Here is a 23,303-nt window from a genome sequence, read left to right as displayed (position 1 = left end):
TGAATGCCTGAATGCCTGAATCCGTGTGTATTTTCAGGGGCATAGCTTCAGTTTGAGCTCGTGACCTGCTCTGGACTCGAGACAGAATCCGAATCTGGAGCAGGAACGTCAAGATCAAGCTGCTCCAGAGTCTGCTTGAGTATCTGTAGCTCGGCACTCAGCTGATGAGCTGATTCCATCATCATCTCACTGGCAATTTTCATGCGTTGCGCCGGCGAACATCCCTTGGCAGCTTTCTCATAGGCATCAAGTAAAGCTCGCGAAGCAGTCGCATTCTCGGATGATCCGCGCGTCATCTCAATCATCAGAGTCGCCTGGCGACGCGCCTCGAACTCCTGCGGATTCTCCAGGTAGAGCCCGGCCCAATCATCAAAGTCGAATTCACTGGCATTGTTCTGTCGCATGAATTTTGCTACCCGGTGGCTTGTTTGTATGGCCTCAATTTTCCACAAACCGGCCATCTGCAATGAGGCCTGCGCCACAGTCGCAGCAGACAGGCAAAGGTGACTGCTTCGTACTGTCTACCGGATAACGCTTCGATCCACCGCACGATGGGCATATCTTGCTGACAAGTTCTATGTTAACTTTCAAAATATTGAATATTATCGTAAATTAAACACAATAATGACGCATATCATCAGCGTAAATAACAAACCGAATCTACTTGTCGGCTTGTTACGAATAGGATTATTAACGGCCCTGTGCCTGGGTAGCTCGCTGCACGCCTACGCTCAGGATAAACAGGACAATTCCGCAGACATGGTGCCCGTCAAACTGTTTGCAGCAGGTAGTCTGAAGGTTGCATTGGGTGAAATCGCTCAAGCGTGGTCAGAACAGACCGGTATCGCTGTAGAGACACAATTTGCCCCCTCCGGCTTGCTGCGTGAACGCATAGAGGCGGGCGAACATGCCGATCTTTTTGCTTCAGCGAACATGCGTCACCCGCAAACTCTGCAAAGTGCCGGCAAGAGTACTTCAGTTGTTCTGTTCGTCAGAAACCAACTATGCGCCCTTACCGCTGCCGGACTATCAGTCGATAGCGACGGTTTGCTGGATGCCATGCTCGATGAATCCAACCGCGTCGCAACCTCAACCCCCAGAGCCGATCCATCCGGCGACTATGCCTATACGCTGTTTGCAAAAACAGATGCCCAACAGCCAGGTGCGCAACAGACCCTGGAAGGAAAATCCCTGCAACTCACCGGCGGTCCCAACAGCAAACAGCCTCCAGAAGGGCGCAATAACTACGCCTGGGTCATGGACAGTGATCAGGCAGAGATCTTTCTCACTTATTGTACCAACGCAGTTCTGGCGCAACAGGAAGTACCGGCTCTTGGCATAGTGCAAGTTCCGGAAGCTTTTGCCGTGGGTGCTGATTATGGTCTGACTGTCATGAACGATGCTCATTCAAACGCGGCACAACTGGCTTTGCACATTCTTTCGCCGGACGCCCAGTCAATACTTGCCAGCTACGGTTTCAGCCCAGTCACACTGCCTCGCTGACAACAGCCTATCTACAAGCCTGCCCCTTCTGCAAAGCAGAAGCAGACACCGACTCAACAAGGATAGTTCACCATCATGGAATCGATACAAGACACCAGCAGTCGGAAGTCTCTATGCTTTGCAACCCTTGTCGTGATGCTCAGCACACTGTGCTCGCCTGCCATCGCCTCACGCTCCATCATCGATAGTGCGGGCAGAACGGTTGAGATTCCCGATACCATCAATACCGTGTTCGCTGCCGGCCCTCCCGCCTCGGTGCTGGTCTATGTTGTGCGCCCTGAAACACTCGCCGGCTGGCCACGTGCGTTGCGAAAGAACGAGATCCCCTATATCGCAGCTGACTATCAGAGCCTGCCTGAAACCGGCAGACTCACCGGACGTGGAGGCGAGGCAAACCTTGAGACAGTATTAAGCATCAAACCGGATCTGATAATCGACTTCGGTTCGATCCGCGATACCTATATTGATCTGGCCAACAGGGTCCAGGCACAAACTGGCATACCCTATGTGCTGATCGACGGGCGCTTCGATCAAACGCCGGCCGCCCTTCGTCTGACAGGCGATATTCTGGGCGCCAGCGAACGCGGTGAGGCTCTGGCAAGGGCGGCAGAAAAATTGTTCTCACGTGTCGATGCCATCACCGCAGCAGTCGCCGAAGGCGACCGACCTCGCGTCTATCTGGCCCGCGGTCCTGATGGCCTGGAAACCGGCAGCAAAGGCTCTATCAATACCGAAATCATCGAACGTGCCGGTGGCAGAAATGTCATTGATGCAGGCGACGGGCGTCACGGTGGGCTGGTCGAGATCTCCATGGAAAACATGATTGCCGTCGACCCCGACTATATCGTTACCTGGGATCAGAACTTCTTTGCCGATGCTCGCCAGAATCCTCTATGGGCAGGTATCAGCGCGATGCAGGAAGACCAGTTCTACCTCTCGCCTACCGCACCGTTTGGCTGGATAGACCGGCCACCATCGCTCAACCGGATTATCGGATTACAGTGGATGTCACGTCTGCTGTATCCGGAACAATGGGACACCGAGCTCAGCGAGGAGGCGGCTCAGTTCTACCAGGACTGGTATCACGTTGAGCTGGATGAGGAGCAGCTACAGGTGCTGCTGTCATGGGCAGAGGGCCAGCCTCCCGAATGAGCACTTCTGGCCGTCGCCGATTACCGGTGACTACCGGTTTTATCGGGCCTGGCCTGATATTGCTGGCTCTGGCAGCAGCCAGTCTGTTCGCTATCATGATTGGCCCCTATTCCTTGTCTGCAAGTCAGGCTCTGGCGGCCCTTGTTGGTCTGAGTGGCGACCCTCAGGCTGACATCGTGGTACAGCAGATCCGCCTGCCGCGCATCGGGGCGGCCTTGCTGGTAGGAGCTGCTCTGGCGGCATCGGGTGCTACTTACCAGGCCATGTTCAGAAACCCGCTTGTCTCACCAGATATTCTGGGTGTCTCAGCCGGCGCCGGACTGGGAGCTGTACTCGGCATATTCCTGTCGCTTCCCGTTGCCATGATCCAGCTTTGCGCTTTTGTCGGTGGCATGAGCGCAGTCTTGCTGGTAGGCCTGGTGGTACGTCTGGGCAACAATAACAACCCAACTCTGGCACTCATACTGACAGGTGTGGTGATCGGGGCTCTTGCGGGAGCCATGACATCACTGCTCAAAGTCATGGCAGACCCCTACGATCAATTGCCTGCCATTACTTTCTGGCTACTGGGCTCACTTGCCAGCATTACTCTGACTGACATGAAACCCGCCTTGCCTGCCGTACTGCTGGGCCTGACACCACTGATCTTGCTGCGCTGGCGTATCAATGTACTTGCCTTTGGAGACGAAGAGGCCAAAACCCTGGGCGTGGATGCCGGCAAGCTACGCCTGGCTGTCATTGTTGCCGCCACACTGATCACCGCCAGTGTCACCGCCATCGCCGGTGTCATCGGCTGGGTAGGTCTTGTCATTCCACACATTGCACGCATGCTTGTCGGGCCTGGTTTTGGACGGTTGTTACCCGCATCCATGGCGCTGGGCGCGGGATACCTACTCTTGATTGATACCCTGGCCAGAACCCTCAGCGAGGTGGAAACACCAATAGGTATTCTTACAGCGGTTATCGGTGCACCTTTTTTCATCGCTCTGCTGGCAAGAGGCAAGCGCGGGTGGAACTGAGCCTGCGTACGCATCAGCTGAGCATCGGCCATGGCGGCCTATCCTTGTGTCGGGGCATAGATTTCAATCTATCTTCAGGACAGATTCTCTGTTTGCTGGGCCCGAATGGTTGTGGAAAAACTACGTTGTTCAAGACTATTCTGGGTCTGCTTCCCCCTGTGGATGGTGACATCATTCTGAACGGCACATCGATCTGCGAACTGAGCCGTACCCGGCTTGCCCGTCAGATCGCCTATGTTCCGCAACAACATGCACCACCATTTCCCTACACCACGGCGGAGGTTGTCATGATGGCGCGGGCAGCACACCTTCCCCTGTTTGGCCAACCCGGCAAGCAGGACTATCTGGCGGTGGACAATGCCTTGTCACAACTGGGTATATCCTCACTGGCAAATCAGGACTATTCACAACTATCAGGTGGACAAAGGCAGCTGATTTTAATCGCTCGTGCCCTGGCTCAGGAAACACCTTTCATCATCATGGATGAACCGACTGCCAGCCTCGATTTTGGTAACGAGGCGATCGTGATGCGCCAGATAGCCGCATTGACTCGCACCATGGCATCAGCCAATCGCGGCATTATTCTCTCTACCCACAATCCGGATCAAGCCTTCACCCTCAATGCCGATGTGCTGCTGATGCACGCTCAATCAGTGATAGGCCAAGGCCGACCGCAACAAGCGCTCACAGCCGACAAGCTTAGTCTGGCCTACGGTACGCCGGTGAGCGTCGAACAGACCCAGAGTGGCCACACGGTCTGTGTTCCCACCTACTCGCCAGCCAGCCCCAGTATGCCCGCGCTTCCCTGAGCGCCGGTTTAAGGCTATTCTGCACCGTTCACGACACAGGCCACCTGCCTGTGATCAGCTCAGGCGAACAACGGCACAGTCATTGTGCTGGCCGGAGTTCATCAAGCACACGTTCAGGATAATTCTGCATGTCCATACCGTTTACGCCACTGCTCAAAAGCCTGCCCGCCAGTGTTCCCTTCACCGGACCAGAAACGCTCGAGCGGCAACGCGGCAGTCAATTCAAGGCTCGCCTGGGCGCCAATGAAAGTGCATTCGGCATTTCTTCCCGGGCAGCTCTGGCCATCAGTGAGCACATAGGAACATCCGGCTGCAGCTGGTACGGGGACCCTGAAAACCATGACCTGCGTTCACTTCTGGCACAGAAACATGGCGTTGATATGGACTGCCTGTGTGTTGATGCAGGAATAGATGCACTGCTTGGATTAACGGTAAGAATGACCATTGAACCAGGCACGCCGGTTGTCTCCTCGCTGGGTGCCTATCCGACATTCAATTATCATGTTGCAGGCTTTGGTGGTGTATTGCACACAGTGCCTTACAAAAACCATCACGAAGACCCGGATGCCTTGATCGATTGCGCCAGACAGCACAACGCTCGGCTCGTTTATCTGTCCAATCCGGATAACCCCATGGGCACCAGCCTGTCAGCCGATGTGACCCAGTCGATGATTGAGCGCCTTCCCGAGGGTTGCATCTTGCTACTGGATGAAGCCTATGCGGAATTCATGACAGATCATGAACTGCCTGAGCTGGATATGGACAATCGACAGCTCATCCGCTTCAGAACCTTCTCCAAAGCCTATGGACTGGCTGGCATGAGAATCGGTTATGCCATGGGGAATCCTGAGCTGATCTCCGGATTCAATCGCATACGCAATCATTTTGCAGTCAATCGACTCGCCCAGATTGCTGCAGTAGCCTCCCTGGAGGATACCAAGATACTGCCCTCTGTCTTGCAGAAAGTCAGCGCAGGTCGACAACGAATCTATGATCTTGCAGACTCATTGCAACTTCCCTACCTGCGTTCATCAACCAACTTCGTCACGGTTGATATGGGTTCAAGTCAGCGTGCGGCTGAAATACTGGCAGCTCTGAACGAGCAGGGAATATTCCTTCGCAAGCCCATGGTCCCACCCCAGGACCGTTTTATACGTTTTGGTGTGGGAACAGAAAACGAGCATGCCATGCTTGCGCAAGCTCTGGGTGCGCTGCTGGAAAACTGATGCAAGCCAGTCGATTTGAACCGTTCGAATCTCAGGCAGCCCTGGACCTGGCACGTCTCAGGGTCTCACGTCGCAACAGTTCTGTAATTTCCAGCCCCGGCAATGGACGACTGATCAGATAGCCCTGTATTTCGTTACAGCCTAATGCATCCAGAGTTGTCAGCTGCTCGTTGGTTTCGACACCTTCGGCCACCACCAGCAGTCTGAGAGTGTGCGCCATGTTGATCACCGATTCGACAATGGCGCGACTACGCTCACTGGTCTGCATGGCGACGATGAAAGAGCGATCTATCTTGACAGAATCCAACGGCAATTCTGCCAACAGGCCAATGGAGGTATATCCCGTACCAAAATCATCCATGGAGATGGTCACACCTGCATCGTGCAGCTGCCCCAGCGCTATGCGTGCACGCTGTGGTGACTGAATGATCGATGTCTCTGTCAGCTCTATTTCCAGTCGTTCTGGCGCCAGACCTACATTGTCAAGGGCTGTCAATACATGTGACACCAGCTCCGGATCCCGCAATTGGGAGGCAGAAAGATTAACCGACACTTTCATTTTCGCAAGCTTCAAATTATCCCATTCGACAATCTGCTGCAATGAGGCTTCCAGTACCTGGTGAAAAATCTGACGTATCAACCCATTGGTTTCAGCAATGGGGATGAAGTCGACAGGAGACACAAATCCACGAGTCTCATCTTTCCAACGAACCAAAGCCTCGACACTGGAGATGGTACGGGATGCCAGATCAAATTTTGGTTGAAAATAGACTTCAAGCTTTTTCTCTTCAACCGCCAGGTACAGGTCTGATTCAAGCTGAAGATACTCTCTTGATTGTCGTTCCATATCGGTCGAAGCGAAGAAATAGGAGACTTTCTCTGGTTGCTTGGCAGCCTCGATGCGTGCCCGCGTAGCAGCCTCCACCAGATCAACCGCTGTGTCGCCACACTCGGGAAATAATGCAACTCCGATATTAAATCCAAGATAAATCGTTTTGCCGTTAAGAACCATCGGAGCCAGCAACAAACGTCGAATGCGTGTCACGATAGGCAAGGCCTGTTCGGATTCAGCCAGATCAGACAGTAATATGCCGTATTCATTTTCTGCCAGATGAGAGATGCTGTGGGCCTCATTGATACGGGTGACCATATCGCTTGCCCGAAGCTCCTCCTGAATCTTGCCAATCACCTCCTTGATCATTATTTCAACTTCCTGATGCCCCAGACTCGACTGCAAGCGACTCAGCTCCTTGATCTCGATTGACACGATTCCTACCGTACGACTCAGCCTGTCTGCGCGCAATAGTTCATTCTCCACCGCATGCATGAACAGCTGTCTGAGTGGTAGCTGTGTCAGCAAGTCGTGGCTTTTGAGCCTCTCCACAACCTCATTGTGCTTGCTGACAAATGCTTTCACAGCATCGGCCTGTTCCGACAGTACCGCTTCATGGGAGTGTGAGTCTTCAGGTGCCTGGGCAAACAACCCAGTGCTTCTACTGTTCTTCTCGTCAACTTCGGACGCAGCTTGGTCAGCCCTGCTTTCGGCCTGTCCTTTTGAGACCACCACTTGCTGATCCTCATGGGCCGCTTTGTTGGCCGCCAGCAGTGCCAGCGTGTCAGGGTCAAATGCCACAACCCGGTTTCTGCCTGACTCCTTGGCGCCGTACAAAGCCTTGTCCGCGCGATCAAGCATCGCATCTGTGCTGTCATGACCTGCTTCCAGCAGCACATCTGCAACTCCCAGGCTCGCAGCCACCCGAGGCACAGGCACCGTCACATCCTCACTCAGCTTCAATATGCTCAGCCGCAATCGATCTGATATTTCAAGGCCCTGCTCAATCGTGGTATCAGGCATGACCAGTACGAATTCCTCACCTCCATAGCGACCGACAATATCTGTTTCTCGGCTGGCAAGACTTAACTGGGCGGCAACCGCACAAATAACCTCATCACCTGCCGCATGACCATAGTTGTCATTGATCGCCTTGAAAAAATCTATATCAAGCATCACGCAAACCAGTGGTCTTGAATGTTCTAACGCCTCTTCCAGAAGAGTCTGGAAATTTTCCAGAAATTTTCGTCGATTCAACAAACCTGTCAAAGGATCTCGCCAGGCCAGCGTTTCCAGCTCACGGTTCTTCTCGGAGATGGATTCCTTCGATTTCTTCAACTGATAGTTGATGACGGAGAGCTCTCGATTTTTCTTCTGCATGGCACTCATGTCATTGAGCGTTACCATGACACCACTGCGGGTCGGATCCTCTTCGCCAATGAGTGTGCAACTCACCACGATCAGTCGTTGTTCACCCTTGTCTTGCAGATACAGACTTTGTTCCGACACACCCAAACCGGTGTTGAATGCGGTTTCCCACGGCGCCTGCCAACCCTCATCCTTAACCCAGGGCCAGTCATCGATACGTTTACCCAATTGCGTTTCTGGCTCTTTGTCCAGCATTCTGGCCGCCGATTGATTCGTCAGCATGATCAACAGATTGGAATCAAGGATGACCACACCTTCGGAGAACAGATTGAAAGCCGAATTCACGCGTACGGGTACAGCCCTGCTGGGGTCAAGCTGCAGTAATACTCGCTTGAGAAAAATACCAAATGCCAGGAAAGCGCTTGTCACCAGAAAGCCGAAATAGACAAGATCATCCACCAGGTTACCGACTGATCTGAAGGCCACCCGCACATTACCCCAGACCGCTTTATTCTCCAGAATAGGGACGATCATATGTGTTGGTGTAGAACGGCTTTTAACGTAAGTCAGCTTATCAAGCTCACCATACTCTGCCAGTTTCTCACCTGAGAATCGAGCAATCGATGCAGCAAGAACATCCTCGTTGCGCATCACGAATTCGCTGATGGCATGCTGCAATGCGCGCTTGTCGGCAATATTGACAAGTGTCGACAACTGTATGGCCAGCGACTCTGCGACCACCTTGCGTGCAGCCTGCCGCTCATTGGCAGGATTACCTCGTAGCGTCAACAAGTCAGCCATGAACAACAGACACAACAGCAGCATGGACAGACTAAAGGCTAGCTTCACCGCTTGCGAGCGTTGCATCATGGCCCTGAATGCAGTTACGATTTTCATCGTGATTTATGGCCTGGTGCCTGTGACAACCGCTGCCTGTCGTGGCGGGTTAGCCTGCACTGGCAGCGCTCTCAGTTTTGATAGTGACTTCACATTTCTGACCGGCCACCAGATCTCCCTTCGAATTATCCAGCAATAGCCGGATACCGAACGTACCACTGCTGGCGTCCAGCAATGGATCAACAATATCCACCCGTGCATTAACCGGTGGACCGCCCAGCTCCGGTTTCACGACAGCCGTATCACCAACGACGTATCTGCCAAATTCTTTCAACGGCAAAACGACTTCAACGCGCAACGGATTCAGTTGCGCGATGGTTATAACAGGATTGTCCTGAACGTATTCACCCGCAAAGGCATGCTGCTCGACCACCACACCATCAATAGGACTGCGGATGATTCGTTGTGCCAGCAAGGCCTCCGCACGCACCAGATCCAGTTTCAGTTGATCGACAGTATCTTCAGCCTGTCGCAGAGCCGCTTGTGCGACACGATGCTGTGCGCGAGCCTCATCCAGCTCCTGTGAGGGAATCAATGCTTGTTTGTGCAGTCTGTCCGAGCGCTTCAAGACAATACTGGTCAGCTCCAGATCTGCTTTGCGTGCGTTTATCTCGCCTTTCATGGCAGCACGTTTACGGGCCTGTTCTACTCGACCACGCTCTACAGTCGATCTCAAACGAGCGACCACATCACCCGCTTTCACGTAGTCTCCCCGATCCACCTCCAGAACATCGACAAGCCCCTGAGTTTCACTACCGAGTTTCAGCACCCGGTTGGGTTCGATCAAACACTCATGGGAATAATCGCCCTCAAGGCTGTCAGACATACGCACCTCGGCATTGACAGCCGTACTGACACACAGCAGTACTACCGCCACCCAGACGCTTGAGTCATTTTTCCCTGACAAGCTATCAATTAACTTTTTCATGATCCATATGCTATTCACTGCCACCGCCTATAGCGAGAGCACGTTGAAGTCGTGTCTGTCCTTTAGACACTGCCAGTCTTTGCTCGTGATGGCGTCTCTCAACCTTGCTTTGCGCTGAACGGATCAGAGCTGTAATCAGCAGTGATGATCCACTGCCTGAAGCCTTCACCAATATGCTCAGCAAGCTGTAGAGCAAGGGATTAAGTTCCTTCACTATCAATTCATCGTCAAGACTGAGAAAATCTTGACAGGAACCAGGGTCTCCCTGCCGGGCAGAACGCCCGTGCAGCTGCCGATCAATCCGTCTGGAATCATTCATTTCCAGATTGATAACATGCAGGCCGCCGGCTTCTATAACCTCCGGATCCGGCTTGATATCAGTTCCTCGACCTGCCATGTTCGTGGCCACTGTTACCTGGGCTTTTCTGCCAGCCTGCGATATCACACTGGCCTCCTCGGTATCCTGCCGGGCGTTCAGCACCGTATGCTCGATACCGATATGCGACAAATACTGGCTGGTCTGATCAGACAGTTGCACGGTTCTGGTCCCTATCAGCACAGAACGACCCGCACTACGCAGCTGTTCGATCTGACGGGCTACCAGCTCAAGCTGTGTCTTGCGTGATACCGCAACTCTTGTCGGAATGATCTTGCGAAGTGATTTTTGCGCAGTGGGTACAGACACCACCCGTGGACCATACACACGATGCAATTCCTGACGGGCTTCCCACACAGTTCCACTCATCCCACACAATCGGTGGTAACGGGTGAAGAACCGTTGAAAACTCAAGGATGAAACCGGATTGGATTCATCTCCCACGTTACATCGCTCCTTCACTTCAAGAATGCGATGCAGGCCATGCTGCAGACGACGCTGTGGTGTTGGCCTGCCGGTTGATTGATCAATCAACTCTACCCGGCCGCCCTGCACCAGATAATCCACATCAGGCCTGTACAAATACAAGGCCGTCAGCGCCTGAGAAATTCGTTCGTGACGATATCGTTCGAACTGCCATGTCCCTGATAGTTGTTGCGTACGCTCACGAATCACTTGTAAACCCGTCTTGGAAAGATGGGCCTGACGCAACTCATGCCTCAAAGTGTAGTGCAGGCCCTCCTCAAGACCTCGGGCCATAGCCAGAGCGATGGCGGCATCTGCCATGCTCAGATCCTCTGAGCTGCTGATCTCGGCCAGTATGAGCGGTGTGCGAGCATCATCTATCAGTACGCTATCGATCTCGTCAACAATGGCAAAACACAGACCACGCAGCAGAGGTGTATAGGGTTCAACGTCCAGCAGATTGCGAATCTTTTCAGTAATGCCTCTACGGTGTTTTTCCATCGCACGACTATCCCTGAGATAATCAAATACGACCTGCTGATGAGTGCAATAGACGATGTCACAGGCATAGGCAGAGCGGCGTTCAGACTCGTCCTGCTCGGCCAGCACAATACCGCTCCTCAAGCCGAACCATTGATAAACGGCATTTAGCTCACGACAGTCTCGTTGCACCAGATATTCATTCGCTGTGATGACATGCACCGGAACCCCAGCAAGAGCCATGACGATAGCAGGCAAGACTGCGGTGACAGTCTTGCCCTCGCCGGTCTGCATTTCAATGCAATTACCTGTCAACAGGCACCAGCCGGCATATAGTTGCTCATCGTGCAACCTCAAGCCCAGGCTCTGCTCCATGGCAAGCCGAATCAAGGCGAAGGCCTGTACCAGATCACTGGTTTCAAGTCGCTTGCCAGCAAGGGATTCACGCAACGAGATCACGACACAATTGCGGGCCACAAGATCCAGCCCCCCGACCTGCCGCTCTGCCTCATCGATTGCCTGCAGGCGCTTTCTGAACTTTCTTAGACTACGCAACTCTGGCACCACTCGATGGTTCAACCAGCGAGCAATGACAGCATCAAATTCACTTTGTGATAACGATGCAGTTGATTCTGGCCGAAGTCCCAGCCTGAGACCCGGCCGGGCGACCGCGAGTGTCTGACTCATGCCGTTTGCCTCGTGATCAGAACGTGCCTGGCAAAGACCATGAATCTTTCGAGTAACGTTGCCGAGCCTTGATCAAACCGTACTTTCACTCGTGTGCCAATGGCCTGCCCGATTGCCGTATCCGGCCATGCCAACTCGATATCGAAGACAGGCTCTCTGACCATCACATCGTCTTGCCCCGTCTCAGCAGGCAACTTGCCGCCACCCAGGGTCGTCAATGCAGCAGAGGCGACCTGCTGGCTGGCCTGCGGTGTCTTGCGGGTAATTCGGCTTGCAAATACCTGTCGTGATGCCAGACCGTTATCGAACTGCACTTCGATCTTCTGTTCTACCCTATCCATCCAGCTTGCTTCAGCCTGGGTGAGCGCCAGTCTGATGGTACGGCTATCGCGCGGTACAACAAAACCTGCAACCGAGTTCGCTTGCAGGTAGCGCCCTTGCAGATCAGTACGACCTTCCACCAGAAACTGACCTGTACTAGCTGCCACCACCTGCCGCAAACTCAAACGATTTAGCGCCAGCTCGTAACTACTCTGTATGGAGGTTCTCTCACTCACCAGCCTTTGATGCCTGGCAGGGTCTGTGATCAGCAATCCCGCTCTCTGCGCATCAATCTTGATCAGATCGGCTTCCAGCATTCGAACCTCGGCTGACCACTCAGTAGCAACGCAGTCAAAAAGTGGCTCACCGATGGCGACGAGTGAACCGGGTGCGACATGCAGTGTTTCCACCTCGCACCCCTGAACAACTCTCAACACCGCCTGCTCTGGCAGCCATACGATGCCGTCTGTCACTGTCACCTTGGGCAGCGGCAAGGCAACGGTGGCAGCGCTGAACAGACAGAAAACCAGAGCTCCGCTGATCATGATTCTCTGGCGTACCTTGCCCTCCTGATTGCCGACAAAGCCAATGGCTTTCCATAACGGCAGGACCATGGATGTGATGCATACGTAAACCGCCAACAGCCCACCAAAGAAAAAGTACTGCGACGATAGTACCCAGGCGATCACGAACATCAGGGCAATGCGGTAGATACTGGACAAGATGCCATAGGCAAGCAGCCAGTATTTTTCTCGTTCATCAGCCAGCAATACCTCCGAGGCAACTTTGGAGCCTGTCATTCTGGCCAGATTTGCCAGCAGATACTGCCTGGATTTAGCAGCCAGATTGGGAATCTCCAACCAATCTGCCAACAGAAAATAACCATCGAACTTGAGCAAAGGGTTGCCGTTGAACAGCAGCGTGGAGGCAAAGCCGATCAGCATCACGGACAAGGCCACGCTCTGCATCAGCCCGGTAGAATTGAGCCAGACAAAAGTTGCCAGCGCAGCTAGCGTGACTTCCACCAGTATGCCTGCGGCACTGACTAGCATCCTTTGATGCTTGTCGGCAAACATGCTTGCCGCACTCGCATCCACATACGGATTGGGCACCAGTACCAGCAGGGCTACGCCAAATTCTCGTACATCACCACCGTAGCGTTTCACCACCAGCGCATGCGCCAGCTCGTGCAACAGTTTCAGCACCGGATAGATTGCACCCACCAGCAGAATATTCAGGGGGTCAAACAATTGATTGTCGGCAATCTGCAAACCCAGTTCTGCCCAGCGGGGCATTAACATGAACAAGGCCAGAAGCCAGATCGCTATTGTCACTGTTGCCAGTGCACGAAAACAGTGACGCGGAATGGACCGATCAATCCGGCTCACAATGCTATCCGGATCCATCAGGCGCATTCGCAGAAACAGCGGGTTCCCATATCGCTGCCGTTTATCGGCACCTTGCAAGCGATCGCGTCGACCCAGTAATTGCTCAGTATCCAGCCTTGCATCGACAACCAGCAAATCTGCATCATGCAGCTGCGACAACAGGTTGATCAGATCTGCCTGACTCGCCGCATTATCGTTTTGCTGGGCGAGACTGGCTTCCCAGACTTCCTGAACCGTACGGCGACCGTTGAAGCGGTCAAGTAACTCGTAGCCCGATGTATCGATGCGATGCCAGCTACGTGTCGAAGCTCGGCGCAGCACGTAAGACGGCTGCAAACGATAGACGTGCCGACTAACCTGAACATCATCCGCCAACACCGGCGTTAGATTCTTGACTCGATACCAATGTTCGCTGAACAATGAATCAAAGCTCATCCCAGCCACTCCCAGTATTTCTGCCGGAACCAGTCAGAGAATTCATGCGTCATAAGCCAGAGAACAGAGGCAGAACCGACATCGATCTTGCCAACACCTGTTTGTCCCGGCAACAGAATCGCATCGCCTCGCTCAATGTTTGCCTGCACACGAAACCGGTTGAAGCCACCCTCGGCAATACCGATGGGGTGAATGGCCGACACAGAAAACGCCAGCTGTTCGCCAGATAGTGCCTTCAGTGACAAGTAGCCCTTGTCCGCTACACTGATCCTGTTGATGTCTTTCTCATCAACCATCAGATAGACCTCATAACCTTCTGGGGGGGCGATCTCCATCAGTGTCTGGCCTCTTTCCACAGGAGCCCCCACCATCTGTGACAACTCACCACTGACTATCACGCCGGTAACCGGTGCCTTTATGGCCGAGCGGGCCAATTGTGTTTCCACCAGCTGTAGCTGCGCCTTGAGCCTGCTTGACTCAGCGCCCAATATGGCCATCTCGCGTCGGTCTCGTGTGGCCATGGCTGTGCGAAATTTGGTCGCTGTTCCAGCCAGCTCACTGTTCCAGCGTGATTGCTCGACACGCAACTCTCCGGTATCCAGCTGCAGCAAGACCTCCCCGGCAGTGACATTGTCTCCCGCTCCGGTCTCAACCGATCGAATGTAGCCATCGCGTGGAGCTGAGATGATTCTTCGCTCCAGGGGCACCAGTTCAGCCGGTGCCTTGATGTTGTAGGTAACCTGGATCAAGGAGGCGGCAAGGATCAACGCCAGTAGCGAGATCAGGCTTAGTTTGAGCTTCATATGCTGAATCGCGACCAGGGTGCTGGTCCTGCTCAGCAAACTATCCCGTGCATGCCTGTACAAGGAGCGCTCACTGGTACGCCGTGCGGCGATCAGAGGCGCTAGTGTGTCCGCCACATTGCGGATTAATTGCAGTGTCAGCGTCGACATGCTGATTGACGACTCTCTCTCGAGACAGATGACAGCCAGGCACTTTCCCTCATGACAGACAGCTAGAGATACAATCTGGTGCTCCGGACGTCCCGCCAACAGCAGTCGATGAGCCTGTAAACGACTATCCCCGAGGTTCGAGGCACAAAGGCTGATCATCTCGTCCTGGCGACTGGCCTCTAGCATGGCGGCCGCCAGTAACTCGGCTTCTGCCGTGCAGGCGTTGACATCAGCCTGTTGCGATATGGCGACTACCCTGATGCGCTGCTTGACAGTCAGCCCGAATGAGACGCGTGTGCATTGAAGCTGATTCTTGATGGTATTGGTCGCGGCAATCAGTCCATTTTCCAACGACTCTTCGCTGCTGAAGTCAGCCAGCACCTGCAACACAACAGCCTGTCGTTTCGCCAGTAAAGCGGTACGTGCATCACCGATATGGCGATTCAATGCAGATTTGACGCGTGGCTGTGCATTACCCGAATCATTGGCCGCGAAGCCCGGAGCACGGTCTGCTTTCGCCAGTTTAGCGGGGTCGGCAGTAGGCAAGTCTGGTTTGGGAGAAGCACGCATGAGATTGCGAGTCGCTTATCAGCGACTATCCATATGCTCAGTAATTGTGACGATTACGGAAATATCGGCATGTGGATAAAAATCTGTATCCGATACATTTACCCTTTGGATAACTCCGACAGACAGTCGAGACGAACTGCGTGATAGTTTGTCAAATTGTCTATCAGGCCGACTTTCAGATCAGCGCTCGTGAAAGTACAGAGCAGCACTTCCGTGCTCTGATGGCTCACTATCTGGCCATGAACCTCTCATCCGCCTCGTCTTCATCCCGGTTGTCTTTCAACAGGGATTGATAATCCTTCAACGTGTGAATTTCACTCACAAAGCGGCGCAAGGGAGCTTTCCTGTGCTCGCACCTTTCCATGTACTCAGCAATCAGCTCATCGACTACTGCCGGGACTCTGTCATGAAACTGATGGAACGCCATGCAGTGCACCGCAGACTTGTGGACAATCTGATCGCGTCGGCAATGCAGATTCTCCAGATGCTCAAGCAATACGGTCTCCAGCTGCTGTTGATCGACACGACTCAAGGCAGAATCCGCCACGGCGTATCGCTCATGCAGGCTCAGCAGAGTGATCAGGTCACGCTCCTCGCGCGCTTTGAGCAGTTGCTTCATCAACTCGTGCTTCTCTGCCAGCCGCTCACTATCTGCTTCCTTATCCGGATGCAAGGCGGCCGCAGCCTGCCGGAACAGGCGTTTGAAGACAGAATCGTCCAGAGTCTCGCCTCCTGTTGACGCCGTAATACCCGTTGTACCCGCTGCAGAATTCTGACTCTCATGGTTCAGAAGGCCTTCGAATTCGTCTTGGCAGGGATCGTAGAACTGAGCCATTTCATGATTCAGGTAGCGGTCTATTTGCTCAGCTGCAGACAGTCCACTTTGCTCATCCAGTGCAATCCCCAGACTCGCAGCCAGTCTCACAGAGAGTCGTTCATGCAAGGCTGCATCAAGTAGTCCCATCTGCACCAGATCACACACAAGAGTCGAGATTCTGCGTTCCAGCTCGACCCGTTGCCAGTTCCTCAGCGTTTTTCTGTTTGAAAAATCCAGTTGCCGAACCAGCACTTGCCGAATAAGTGCACCCACTTCACGTTCCAGCGGCAAAATATGCGCTTCGATCCGTGCGGCCAGCCTGTCCAGCTCTGATTCCAGCACGGCGGTTTGCGCCGAGAAGCGCTCTGCCTGCTCCCACAATTGTCGAAACCGTGTCGTATTCTCTCCGTGCTCTCGTTTGCCGGAGGTGATGATCAGTGTTCTCATCCCCTCAGTCTGCAGGTAGCCGAGAGAGCTGGGAGACGAGCCCGATGTAACTACTGGATAATTATACAGCTAGTCTCTTCAGGCATGTTCCCGTACATGTTCAATGAACTCATCAGTCAGCTGATTATTGACCGGCATATGATTCATCTTCTTGTAGGCTCGAACAGCGTTGTACGTCTTCGAGCCAGCCAGGCCATCAATATCCCCATGATAGAACCCGGCGACCTTCATGCTCTCCTGAACCATCATTACATTTTGGGTTGAGGCCGTGGGCGCGCCTCGATCATTCAACGACATCGGACTTTCAAAACCTCACTCAAACACAGGAAATCATACCCGCGAGAGTAACAGATCAATTGAGCGGTAAAAACTGGGCCGTCGAAATGTCCACTTGATAGCGTTTCTGATAGTCAACAGAACTGAGTGCCAGCCGGTTTACCGAGTCGATGACCTCATCGACCTTGGCATCGCTCATCAGGGCGGACAGATTCAGACGAACCCAACCCGGCTTCTCCGCCTCGTTCCCCGCTTTCAATGCAGCGAACACCGCTTCGGCGTTCTGCTGATCCAACCTCAACAGACGATGTGCGTAGGAGCCCGCACAGGCGCATCCACCGCGTGCCTGAATGCCATGCACATCACTCAGAAGGCGCGTAAATAGCTGATGGTGAACATATCCGCCGGCACCGTCACGAACCCTGAACGAGAATATGGGCAGGCAATGTTCAGCTGTGGTTGAGCCCATCAGTTCAATATTCGGATTCTGCTGCCAGAGCTGTAAGGCCCGGGATCGTAATTGCTGCTGGCGAGCCTGCAACCAGTCGGCCCCCATGGCCTGCTTGACCATCAGGACCAAAGCCGCCCGGATATCGCCGATGACATTGGGTGTTCCCGATTCCTCGCGATGAATCAGACTCTCGGAATAGACATGATTCCAGGGTGATACATAACTCACAGTGCCACCGCCGGGCCAGGTCGGCGTCGTGCTGCTGGCAATGGCATTACGTATGACGGTAACGCCCGAGGCACCCGGTCCCCCGGTGAACTTGTGAGAAGAGTAGACGATGGCATCTTTTGCCGTGTCCGTTCCTGCCTGCAACGACATCGGAAGGTAGGGGGCGGCACAGGCGTAGTCCCAGATAGAAATTGCATGGTATTGATGCATCAATCGGCAGACAGCATCGGCATCAGTCACGATGCCTGTCACATTGGATGCCGCAGAGAAAGCGCCCACAATGCACTCTGCGCCCTGATGCTGCTGTAATTGCTGTTCAAGATCCTGCAAATCCGGGCCACCGCTAACGGCTTCCGCAAGCTCAACAACCAAAGCTCCGGTTTCGCGCCATGGCAACAGGTTCGAATGGTGCTCATAGGGTCCGACCAGAACGACGACGCGCTGGCCTTCACGTACTCTTTGCGCCAGACCCAGCAGGCTGACAATTCTATTGATGCCAGCTGTAGCACCCGCCCCCGTAAACAGCACGCTGTACTCATCCGTAGCTCCCAGCTGCTCGGCAATGTAACGCCTGGCAGATTGGCGTGTGCGCGTACAGAACCCGCCGCAATAAGAAGCTTCGGTATGACTGTTGGAGTAGAAAGGCAGAATTTCCTCCATCACGAACTGTTCAATTTGCCGCAATGCCCTACCAGAGGCAACGTAATCGGCGTAAATCAGAGGCTTGGATCCAAACGGCCCATCAACCATGGCATCGTTTCCGATCAAGCCTGCGCGCAGGCGCTCCAGCAGGTCTTCCTGCGCCAGCATGGCTGAAAATTTGGAAAAGACTGACTCTGACATGTGTGTGCAATTCGCTGATCAAAAACTCGTAACGGAATATTATGTTACTCAGAATGCATAATTTCGCCTTATTTATGCTTACCTAACTCTGTTTCTCTATCATATGATCGAAGAATGAGCATAAAACTAGATAAAGTAGATATACGGCTTTTACAGGAGCTGCAAAAAGACTCCTCTCAGTCGCAACGAAGCCTGGCCGAGAAAATCAATCTGTCACAGAACGCCTGCTGGCGACGGGTCAAGGCGTTACAGGATGCAGGAGTCATTCGCCAGCACACCGTCATCCTGGACCGCGACTTACTGGGCGCCAGTCTGGTGGTGTTTGTCATGATTCGTACCCGTCATCATTCCACGCAGTGGCTGACCGAGTTCAGTGAACATATTTCCAGCATTCCTGAAGTCGTTGATTTTTTCCGCATTGGGGGTGAATACGATTACATGCTCAAGGTCGTCACCCAGGACTTGAACAGTTTCGATACGGTCTACCGGCGACTGATTGCGACAGTCGAACTGGACACCGTCACCTCGTTTTTCGCCATGGAAGCGATCGAAGAACAGCGACCAATCACGCTGACTCCATCTGTGTAGAAAATAATTTTACACAGCTTGTTGCATTGCACAAAAAACCCACAACCCATTATTCCTTTGTATTCAAAGACTTGTGAATATTTGAACATAACGCATTTTGTGTAATTCACACTGTGTATTTTCTTTTGTGAAATTCTAATGTGTTTTTCTCTAAACTGCCGTTAAGCCTTTAGACAGGCACCACGTCTTCAGACGCACATTCGGGAGTGAAAGCCATGGGCATGAATCAGCAATTCAGAACAACAACCAGCTGGGATCAGGCAATTGACATGCTGGATCATAGCTTTCCGCTTTCCGAAGGCTCGCACGGCACCGCAATTGCCTACCTTTCCTATTTTGATCATCTGCTGGTTATCCAGGCTGATGGCAGTGCTACAGGTCTGGCAAAACCTGCGCAGTTTGTCGAAGCCAGCGGCATTGAAGAAGCTCCCTGCTGCATCTTGCTGGAGCACAACGGTCTTCAAGTCGAAATAGAACCTGGTCGCCAATGTGCGGTACAGGGACAAGCCCATCCCGGGCACAGAATGCAGTTACTTACTCAAATAGATACTTCCTTATAACTCCAGCTCGACCTTAACGCAGGCGGGCTTTTTTCCACCTCCTTCTTCTCAAGATCCAATTTATAGCCAGGACTTACCCAATGAATCAGTACCGAACACTTTCATCTGAAGCTGCCGACTCAATCGCTCGCAATGGCACAAGCTGGTCTGCCATCAATCCCGAATCTGTCGCACGGATGCAATTGCAGAACCGTTTCAAAACAGGACTGGATATCGCACGCTACACCGCGACTATCATGCGTCAGGACATGGAAGCTTATGACAAGGACCCCAGCCAATACACGCAGTCTCTGGGTTGCTGGCACGGTTTCATCGGCCAACAGAAACTCATTTCGGTAAAGAAGCACTTTGGCACAACCAAAGGCACCTACCTCTATCTGTCAGGTTGGATGGTCGCAGCAATGCGTTCCGAGTTCGGTCCATTGCCAGATCAGTCCATTCATGAAAAGACTTCTGTTTCTGACCTGATCGAAGAGCTGTACACATTCCTCAAGCAGGCAGATGCACGTGAACTGCGTCATCTGTTCACCGATCTGGACAACGCTCGCGCCGAAGGCAACCAGGTGCAAGAAAAAGCTGTCATGGACAAGATCGACAACTTCCAGACACATGTTGTACCTATCATTGCTGACATCGACGCCGGCTTTGGTAATGAAGAAGCGACCTATCAGCTGGCCAAGAAAATGATTCTTGCCGGTGCTTGCTGCCTGCAGATCGAAAACCAGGTATCAGACGTCAAGCAGTGCGGTCATCAGGATGGCAAGGTTACAGTTCCTCATGAAGATTTTCTGGCCAAGATCAACGCTATTCGCTACGCCTTCCTGGAACTGGGTGTTGAAGATGGAATCATCGTTGCCCGTACCGATTCATTGGGTGCTGGCCTGACTCAGAAGATTCCAGTATCTCGTGAAGCAGGTGACCTGGGTGATCAGTACAACGCTTTCATCGCTGGCGAGGAAATCGAATCGTTTGATCAGGTTAATTCCGGTGATCTGGTTATCCGCCAGGGCAGCAAGCTGATCAAACCGAACCGCCTGCCTAATGGCCTCATACAATTCAAGTCTGGCACTGGCGAAGATCGCTGTGTTCTTGACTGCATCACAGCCCTGCAAAACGGCGCTGACCTGCTCTGGATCGAAACCGAAAAGCCACACGTTGGCCAGATCGCAGGAATGGTCAATCGCATCCGCGAACATATCCCGAATGCAAAACTGGTCTATAACAACAGCCCTTCATTCAACTGGACACTGAACTTCCGCCAGCAGGTATTCGATGCATGGCAGGAAGAAGGCCGCGCTGTCACAGACTACGATCGTGCTGATCTGATGAGTGTGAACTATGATCAGACTGAACTGGGTCAGGAAGCCGATGCTCGTATCCAGGCGTTCCAGTCTGATGCCGCCGCTCATGCCGGTATCTTCCATCACCTGATCACTTTGCCGACTTACCACACTGCGGCGCAGTCTACTGACTCACTGGCCAAGGACTACTTCGGCGACCAGGGCATGCTGGCCTACGTTCGCGAAATACAACGTCGTGAGATTCGTGAAGGACTGGCCTGCGTCAAGCATCAGGATATGTCCGGATCCAACATTGGTGACGATCACAAAGAGTATTTCTCTGGTGCTCAGGCACTCAAGGCTTCAGGCAAAGACAACACGATGAATCAGTTTGGCTAGAGTCTGACGTTTTCTGAAGTTCTGAGTTGTATTGAAGGGCTCCTGCCAATGGCAGGAGCCCTTTTACGTTGAGCACATGTGGTTCCGGGATAAAGCCAAAGGCTAGTGTGGGTCGATTGGAAAACAATTGGCTATCCTTTTCAGCCGCCCCTACAATACGCTTATTCAATTGCATGACAGCTCAATCATGGCTGATAAGCTCAAGTCAACAGCCCCCAAAACAGCGCTGATTCTCGGTGGAGGTGGTGCCCGCGCCGCCTACCAGATAGGTGTGCTGGATGCCATTCGCCAGCTGCTGAACGCAGATCCAAACTACCAGCAACCGTTCCCTTTCAACGTACTGTGTGGCACATCCGCCGGTGCGATCAATGTTGCCTGGCTGGCCAGTCATACTGAATCCTACGATCAGGCTGTCCGTCAACTGGTGTCCGAATGGAGTGCCTTCAAACCGTGTGATGTCTACCGCACAGATGTCCCCGGAGCCCTTGCCAACGCGGCTCACTGGCTGAGCACACTATCCATGGGATGGTTGATTCGTGAGGCTCCACGCTCATTATTCGACAATCGGCCATTGCGCCAGATGCTAAGCAGAAAAATAGATTTCGGTGCCATCGAAAAATCCATTGCCCAAGGCCATCTGGATGCTCTGGCGATCAGCACGTCAAGCTATTCCTCAGGTCAGCACATTACCTTTTATCAGTCTCGAAACAATATAAAGCCCTGGACAAGAACACGCCGACTTGCCGAACGATGCACCATCGGGTTGGAACACCTGATGGCATCCAGCGCTATCCCTCTGGTATTTCCTGCCACTCAATTGCCCATCGGTGCACGTCTGGAATTCTTCGGTGATGGTGCCATGCGTCAAAGCTCCCCCATCAGTCCGGCCATACATCTGGGGGCCCGTCGTATTGTTGTGATCGGTGCCGGACGTGTCGAGGACGATGCAGAGGCCCTGCAGAGCTCAAACCATCAGACCGACTACCCCAGCCTGGGGCAGATTGGCGGTCATGTCATGGCCAGTATTTTCCTGGATGGCGTAGCCGGCGATGTGGAAAGACTGGAGCGGATCAACCGCACGCTCCAGCTCATGACTGAGCAGCAGAGAATGGAGTCCGAACTAAAACCACTGGAGCTGCTGTCCATAACACCCAGCCAACGACTGGACTCCCTCGCCGCACCCTTTATCCGCAACCTGCCCAGAACCACGCGCAGTGCGTTACGAATTCTGGGTGCCACCGGACCACGCGGCGTGGGCCTGAGCTCCTATCTGCTCTTTGACAAGGAGTACATACGGACACTGATTGAACTGGGTCGACAAGACGGATTGAATCGGGCTGAGGAGATAGTCAATTTTTTTTCACAGCGTTAATCGGTACACTTCTGACAAGGACTCGTCATTCGTGATTATCAACGAACCGGTACAATACTGTAGCGAAGCTGGTGGATGCTCGTACTGGGCAGGAGCTAACACAGATGCTGCTGCCGCCAAAGCGGCAGAAGCCACGGCTGCTGAGCCAGCTCTGTAAAAGCGACAGGTATTGCCCTGCCTGCCAACACCTCACTCAGATACGTCGCAAGTAGAGTCCGTCTTCACTGTCTGGTACCCATTCCAACTCATCAATACAACTGCAGATTTTCTCAAGACCCGTCGGTATCAATGGCTTTGCGATGAAATAATCTGCGCCCGACTCCAATGCATCGCGTCGATCCGCCGGATCCTCGGAACCGGTACATATTCCGATCAGCATTCCGGCGCACTGCTCTTCTTCACGCAAAGTCTTCAGACAATCAATGCCACTGCAAATCTTCAGGTTCAGATCCAGCACCATGATCGAGCCCTGGACGTCCAGCTTCAGCCCCTCGCCAAGCATGGTCTGGAAGGAATCAAAACGCTCGAAATGATGCAACGTCAGAGAAGGCTGCGTACGCTTCAGAATTCGTTTTGCAAGATAAACTTCATCTTCTGAGTCCTCGACATAGTAAATTGTATGAATAGGCACTG

At 53.1% G+C, this 23,303-nt stretch carries 19 protein-coding genes; 9 read left to right on the top strand and 10 right to left on the bottom strand.

Annotation, left to right across the window (positions count from 1 at the left end):
• Window positions 1-47: 47 nt before the first annotated feature.
• Window positions 48-404 (bottom strand): DUF3135 domain-containing protein, encoded by a 357-nt coding sequence (locus tag IMCC3135_RS04150; RefSeq protein WP_157735749.1) that lies wholly within the window; start codon window positions 402-404, stop codon window positions 48-50.
• 220 nt (window positions 405-624) lie between these two features.
• On the opposite strand from IMCC3135_RS04150, the gene IMCC3135_RS04145 reads away from it, so the two are divergent.
• The 5 genes from IMCC3135_RS04145 (at window position 625) to IMCC3135_RS04125 (ending at window position 5,709) form a co-directional block, all read left to right on the top strand.
• Entirely contained in the window at window positions 625-1,503 is an 879-nt protein-coding gene (locus tag IMCC3135_RS04145) for a molybdate ABC transporter substrate-binding protein (protein WP_088916445.1), read from the top strand.
• Between the two features lie 75 nt (window positions 1,504-1,578).
• Window positions 1,579-2,655, top strand: coding sequence for an iron ABC transporter substrate-binding protein (locus IMCC3135_RS04140; protein WP_205737897.1), 1,077 nt, complete (start codon window positions 1,579-1,581; stop codon window positions 2,653-2,655).
• A complete protein-coding gene (locus tag IMCC3135_RS04135) occupies window positions 2,652-3,674 on the top strand; it encodes a FecCD family ABC transporter permease (RefSeq protein WP_205737896.1) in 1,023 nt (340 codons plus the stop codon). The genes IMCC3135_RS04140 and IMCC3135_RS04135 overlap by 4 nt, the downstream gene beginning before the upstream one ends.
• Window positions 3,665-4,483 (top strand): ABC transporter ATP-binding protein, encoded by an 819-nt coding sequence (locus IMCC3135_RS04130; protein WP_205737895.1) that lies wholly within the window; start codon window positions 3,665-3,667, stop codon window positions 4,481-4,483. The genes IMCC3135_RS04135 and IMCC3135_RS04130 overlap by 10 nt, the downstream gene beginning before the upstream one ends.
• A 128-nt stretch (window positions 4,484-4,611) precedes the next feature.
• A complete protein-coding gene (locus IMCC3135_RS04125) occupies window positions 4,612-5,709 on the top strand; it encodes an aminotransferase class I/II-fold pyridoxal phosphate-dependent enzyme (protein WP_088916442.1) in 1,098 nt (365 codons plus the stop codon).
• A gap of 31 nt (window positions 5,710-5,740) precedes the next feature.
• Here IMCC3135_RS04125 and IMCC3135_RS04120 read toward each other — a convergent pair whose 3' ends face one another.
• The 8 genes from IMCC3135_RS04120 to IMCC3135_RS04085 form a co-directional block, all read right to left on the bottom strand.
• Complete coding sequence (locus IMCC3135_RS04120; protein ID WP_088916441.1) at window positions 5,741-8,806, bottom strand: sensor domain-containing protein; 3,066 nt, start codon at window positions 8,804-8,806, stop codon at window positions 5,741-5,743.
• Window positions 8,807-8,855: 49 nt separating this feature from the next.
• Window positions 8,856-9,734 carry an efflux RND transporter periplasmic adaptor subunit gene (locus tag IMCC3135_RS04115; protein ID WP_157735748.1) on the bottom strand — a complete coding sequence of 293 codons (879 nt, stop codon included), beginning with the start codon at window positions 9,732-9,734 and terminating at the stop codon, window positions 8,856-8,858.
• A gap of 10 nt (window positions 9,735-9,744) precedes the next feature.
• Window positions 9,745-11,742 carry a preprotein translocase subunit SecA gene (locus IMCC3135_RS04110; RefSeq protein ID WP_088916439.1) on the bottom strand — a complete coding sequence of 666 codons (1,998 nt, stop codon included), beginning with the start codon at window positions 11,740-11,742 and terminating at the stop codon, window positions 9,745-9,747.
• Window positions 11,739-13,886 (bottom strand): hypothetical protein, encoded by a 2,148-nt coding sequence (locus IMCC3135_RS04105; protein ID WP_088916438.1) that lies wholly within the window; start codon window positions 13,884-13,886, stop codon window positions 11,739-11,741. The genes IMCC3135_RS04110 and IMCC3135_RS04105 overlap by 4 nt, the downstream gene beginning before the upstream one ends.
• Entirely contained in the window at window positions 13,883-15,409 is a 1,527-nt protein-coding gene (locus tag IMCC3135_RS04100; protein WP_088916437.1) for an efflux RND transporter periplasmic adaptor subunit, read from the bottom strand. Before IMCC3135_RS04100 ends, IMCC3135_RS04105 begins: the two co-directional genes overlap by 4 nt.
• A 229-nt stretch (window positions 15,410-15,638) precedes the next feature.
• Window positions 15,639-16,673 carry a J domain-containing protein gene (locus tag IMCC3135_RS04095; protein WP_088916436.1) on the bottom strand — a complete coding sequence of 345 codons (1,035 nt, stop codon included), beginning with the start codon at window positions 16,671-16,673 and terminating at the stop codon, window positions 15,639-15,641.
• 78 nt (window positions 16,674-16,751) lie between these two features.
• Window positions 16,752-16,970 carry a peptidoglycan-binding domain-containing protein gene (locus IMCC3135_RS04090; RefSeq protein ID WP_088916435.1) on the bottom strand — a complete coding sequence of 73 codons (219 nt, stop codon included), beginning with the start codon at window positions 16,968-16,970 and terminating at the stop codon, window positions 16,752-16,754.
• Between the two features lie 55 nt (window positions 16,971-17,025).
• Window positions 17,026-18,471 (bottom strand): aminotransferase class V-fold PLP-dependent enzyme, encoded by a 1,446-nt coding sequence (locus IMCC3135_RS04085; RefSeq protein ID WP_088916434.1) that lies wholly within the window; start codon window positions 18,469-18,471, stop codon window positions 17,026-17,028.
• A gap of 114 nt (window positions 18,472-18,585) precedes the next feature.
• Here IMCC3135_RS04085 and IMCC3135_RS04080 point away from each other — a divergent pair, with 114 nt between their 5' ends.
• The 4 genes from IMCC3135_RS04080 to IMCC3135_RS04065 all read left to right on the top strand — a co-directional run bounded on the left by IMCC3135_RS04080 (window position 18,586) and on the right by IMCC3135_RS04065 (window position 22,670).
• Window positions 18,586-19,059, top strand: coding sequence for an Lrp/AsnC family transcriptional regulator (locus IMCC3135_RS04080; RefSeq protein ID WP_088916433.1), 474 nt, complete (start codon window positions 18,586-18,588; stop codon window positions 19,057-19,059).
• 215 nt (window positions 19,060-19,274) lie between these two features.
• On the top strand, window positions 19,275-19,619 hold the full coding sequence (locus IMCC3135_RS04075) for an aldolase/citrate lyase/malate synthase family protein (protein ID WP_088916432.1): 345 nt from the start codon (window positions 19,275-19,277) through the stop codon (window positions 19,617-19,619).
• 80 nt (window positions 19,620-19,699) lie between these two features.
• Window positions 19,700-21,298 carry an isocitrate lyase gene (locus tag IMCC3135_RS04070; RefSeq protein ID WP_088916431.1) on the top strand — a complete coding sequence of 533 codons (1,599 nt, stop codon included), beginning with the start codon at window positions 19,700-19,702 and terminating at the stop codon, window positions 21,296-21,298.
• Window positions 21,299-21,485: 187 nt separating this feature from the next.
• On the top strand, window positions 21,486-22,670 hold the full coding sequence (locus tag IMCC3135_RS04065; protein WP_088916430.1) for a patatin-like phospholipase family protein: 1,185 nt from the start codon (window positions 21,486-21,488) through the stop codon (window positions 22,668-22,670).
• 193 nt (window positions 22,671-22,863) lie between these two features.
• On the opposite strand, the gene IMCC3135_RS04060 is transcribed toward IMCC3135_RS04065, so the two are convergent.
• Window positions 22,864-23,301, bottom strand: a complete 438-nt coding sequence (locus IMCC3135_RS04060; RefSeq protein WP_236994804.1) for a response regulator — start codon at window positions 23,299-23,301, stop codon at window positions 22,864-22,866.
• Window positions 23,302-23,303 lie beyond the last annotated feature (2 nt).

This window comes from Granulosicoccus antarcticus IMCC3135 (assembly GCF_002215215.1).
Lineage (GTDB): Bacteria > Pseudomonadota > Gammaproteobacteria > Granulosicoccales > Granulosicoccaceae > Granulosicoccus > Granulosicoccus antarcticus.
Note: the sequence above shows the minus strand (reverse complement) of the source record. Positions and strands in the feature narration are given on the sequence as shown.

What these genes read in the sequence shown, in the direction of transcription:
- IMCC3135_RS04105 (WP_088916438.1), bottom strand. Translation starts at nt 13,886, where the DNA reads ATGAGCTTTGATTCATTGTTCAGCGAACATTGGTATCGAGTCAAGAAT.
- IMCC3135_RS04070 (WP_088916431.1), top strand. Translation starts at nt 19,700, where the DNA reads ATGAATCAGTACCGAACACTTTCATCTGAAGCTGCCGACTCAATCGCT.
- IMCC3135_RS04140 (WP_205737897.1), top strand. Translation starts at nt 1,579, where the DNA reads ATGGAATCGATACAAGACACCAGCAGTCGGAAGTCTCTATGCTTTGCA.
- IMCC3135_RS04100 (WP_088916437.1), bottom strand. Translation starts at nt 15,409, where the DNA reads ATGCGTGCTTCTCCCAAACCAGACTTGCCTACTGCCGACCCCGCTAAA.
- IMCC3135_RS04125 (WP_088916442.1), top strand. Translation starts at nt 4,612, where the DNA reads ATGTCCATACCGTTTACGCCACTGCTCAAAAGCCTGCCCGCCAGTGTT.
- IMCC3135_RS04095 (WP_088916436.1), bottom strand. Translation starts at nt 16,673, where the DNA reads ATGAGAACACTGATCATCACCTCCGGCAAACGAGAGCACGGAGAGAAT.
- IMCC3135_RS04090 (WP_088916435.1), bottom strand. Translation starts at nt 16,970, where the DNA reads ATGTCGTTGAATGATCGAGGCGCGCCCACGGCCTCAACCCAAAATGTA.
- IMCC3135_RS04110 (WP_088916439.1), bottom strand. Translation starts at nt 11,742, where the DNA reads ATGAGTCAGACACTCGCGGTCGCCCGGCCGGGTCTCAGGCTGGGACTT.
- IMCC3135_RS04135 (WP_205737896.1), top strand. Translation starts at nt 2,652, where the DNA reads ATGAGCACTTCTGGCCGTCGCCGATTACCGGTGACTACCGGTTTTATC.
- IMCC3135_RS04145 (WP_088916445.1), top strand. Translation starts at nt 625, where the DNA reads ATGACGCATATCATCAGCGTAAATAACAAACCGAATCTACTTGTCGGC.
- IMCC3135_RS04075 (WP_088916432.1), top strand. Translation starts at nt 19,275, where the DNA reads ATGGGCATGAATCAGCAATTCAGAACAACAACCAGCTGGGATCAGGCA.
- IMCC3135_RS04080 (WP_088916433.1), top strand. Translation starts at nt 18,586, where the DNA reads ATGAGCATAAAACTAGATAAAGTAGATATACGGCTTTTACAGGAGCTG.
- IMCC3135_RS04085 (WP_088916434.1), bottom strand. Translation starts at nt 18,471, where the DNA reads ATGTCAGAGTCAGTCTTTTCCAAATTTTCAGCCATGCTGGCGCAGGAA.
- IMCC3135_RS04115 (WP_157735748.1), bottom strand. Translation starts at nt 9,734, where the DNA reads ATGAAAAAGTTAATTGATAGCTTGTCAGGGAAAAATGACTCAAGCGTC.
- IMCC3135_RS04120 (WP_088916441.1), bottom strand. Translation starts at nt 8,806, where the DNA reads ATGAAAATCGTAACTGCATTCAGGGCCATGATGCAACGCTCGCAAGCG.
- IMCC3135_RS04150 (WP_157735749.1), bottom strand. Translation starts at nt 404, where the DNA reads ATGCGACAGAACAATGCCAGTGAATTCGACTTTGATGATTGGGCCGGG.
- IMCC3135_RS04065 (WP_088916430.1), top strand. Translation starts at nt 21,486, where the DNA reads ATGGCTGATAAGCTCAAGTCAACAGCCCCCAAAACAGCGCTGATTCTC.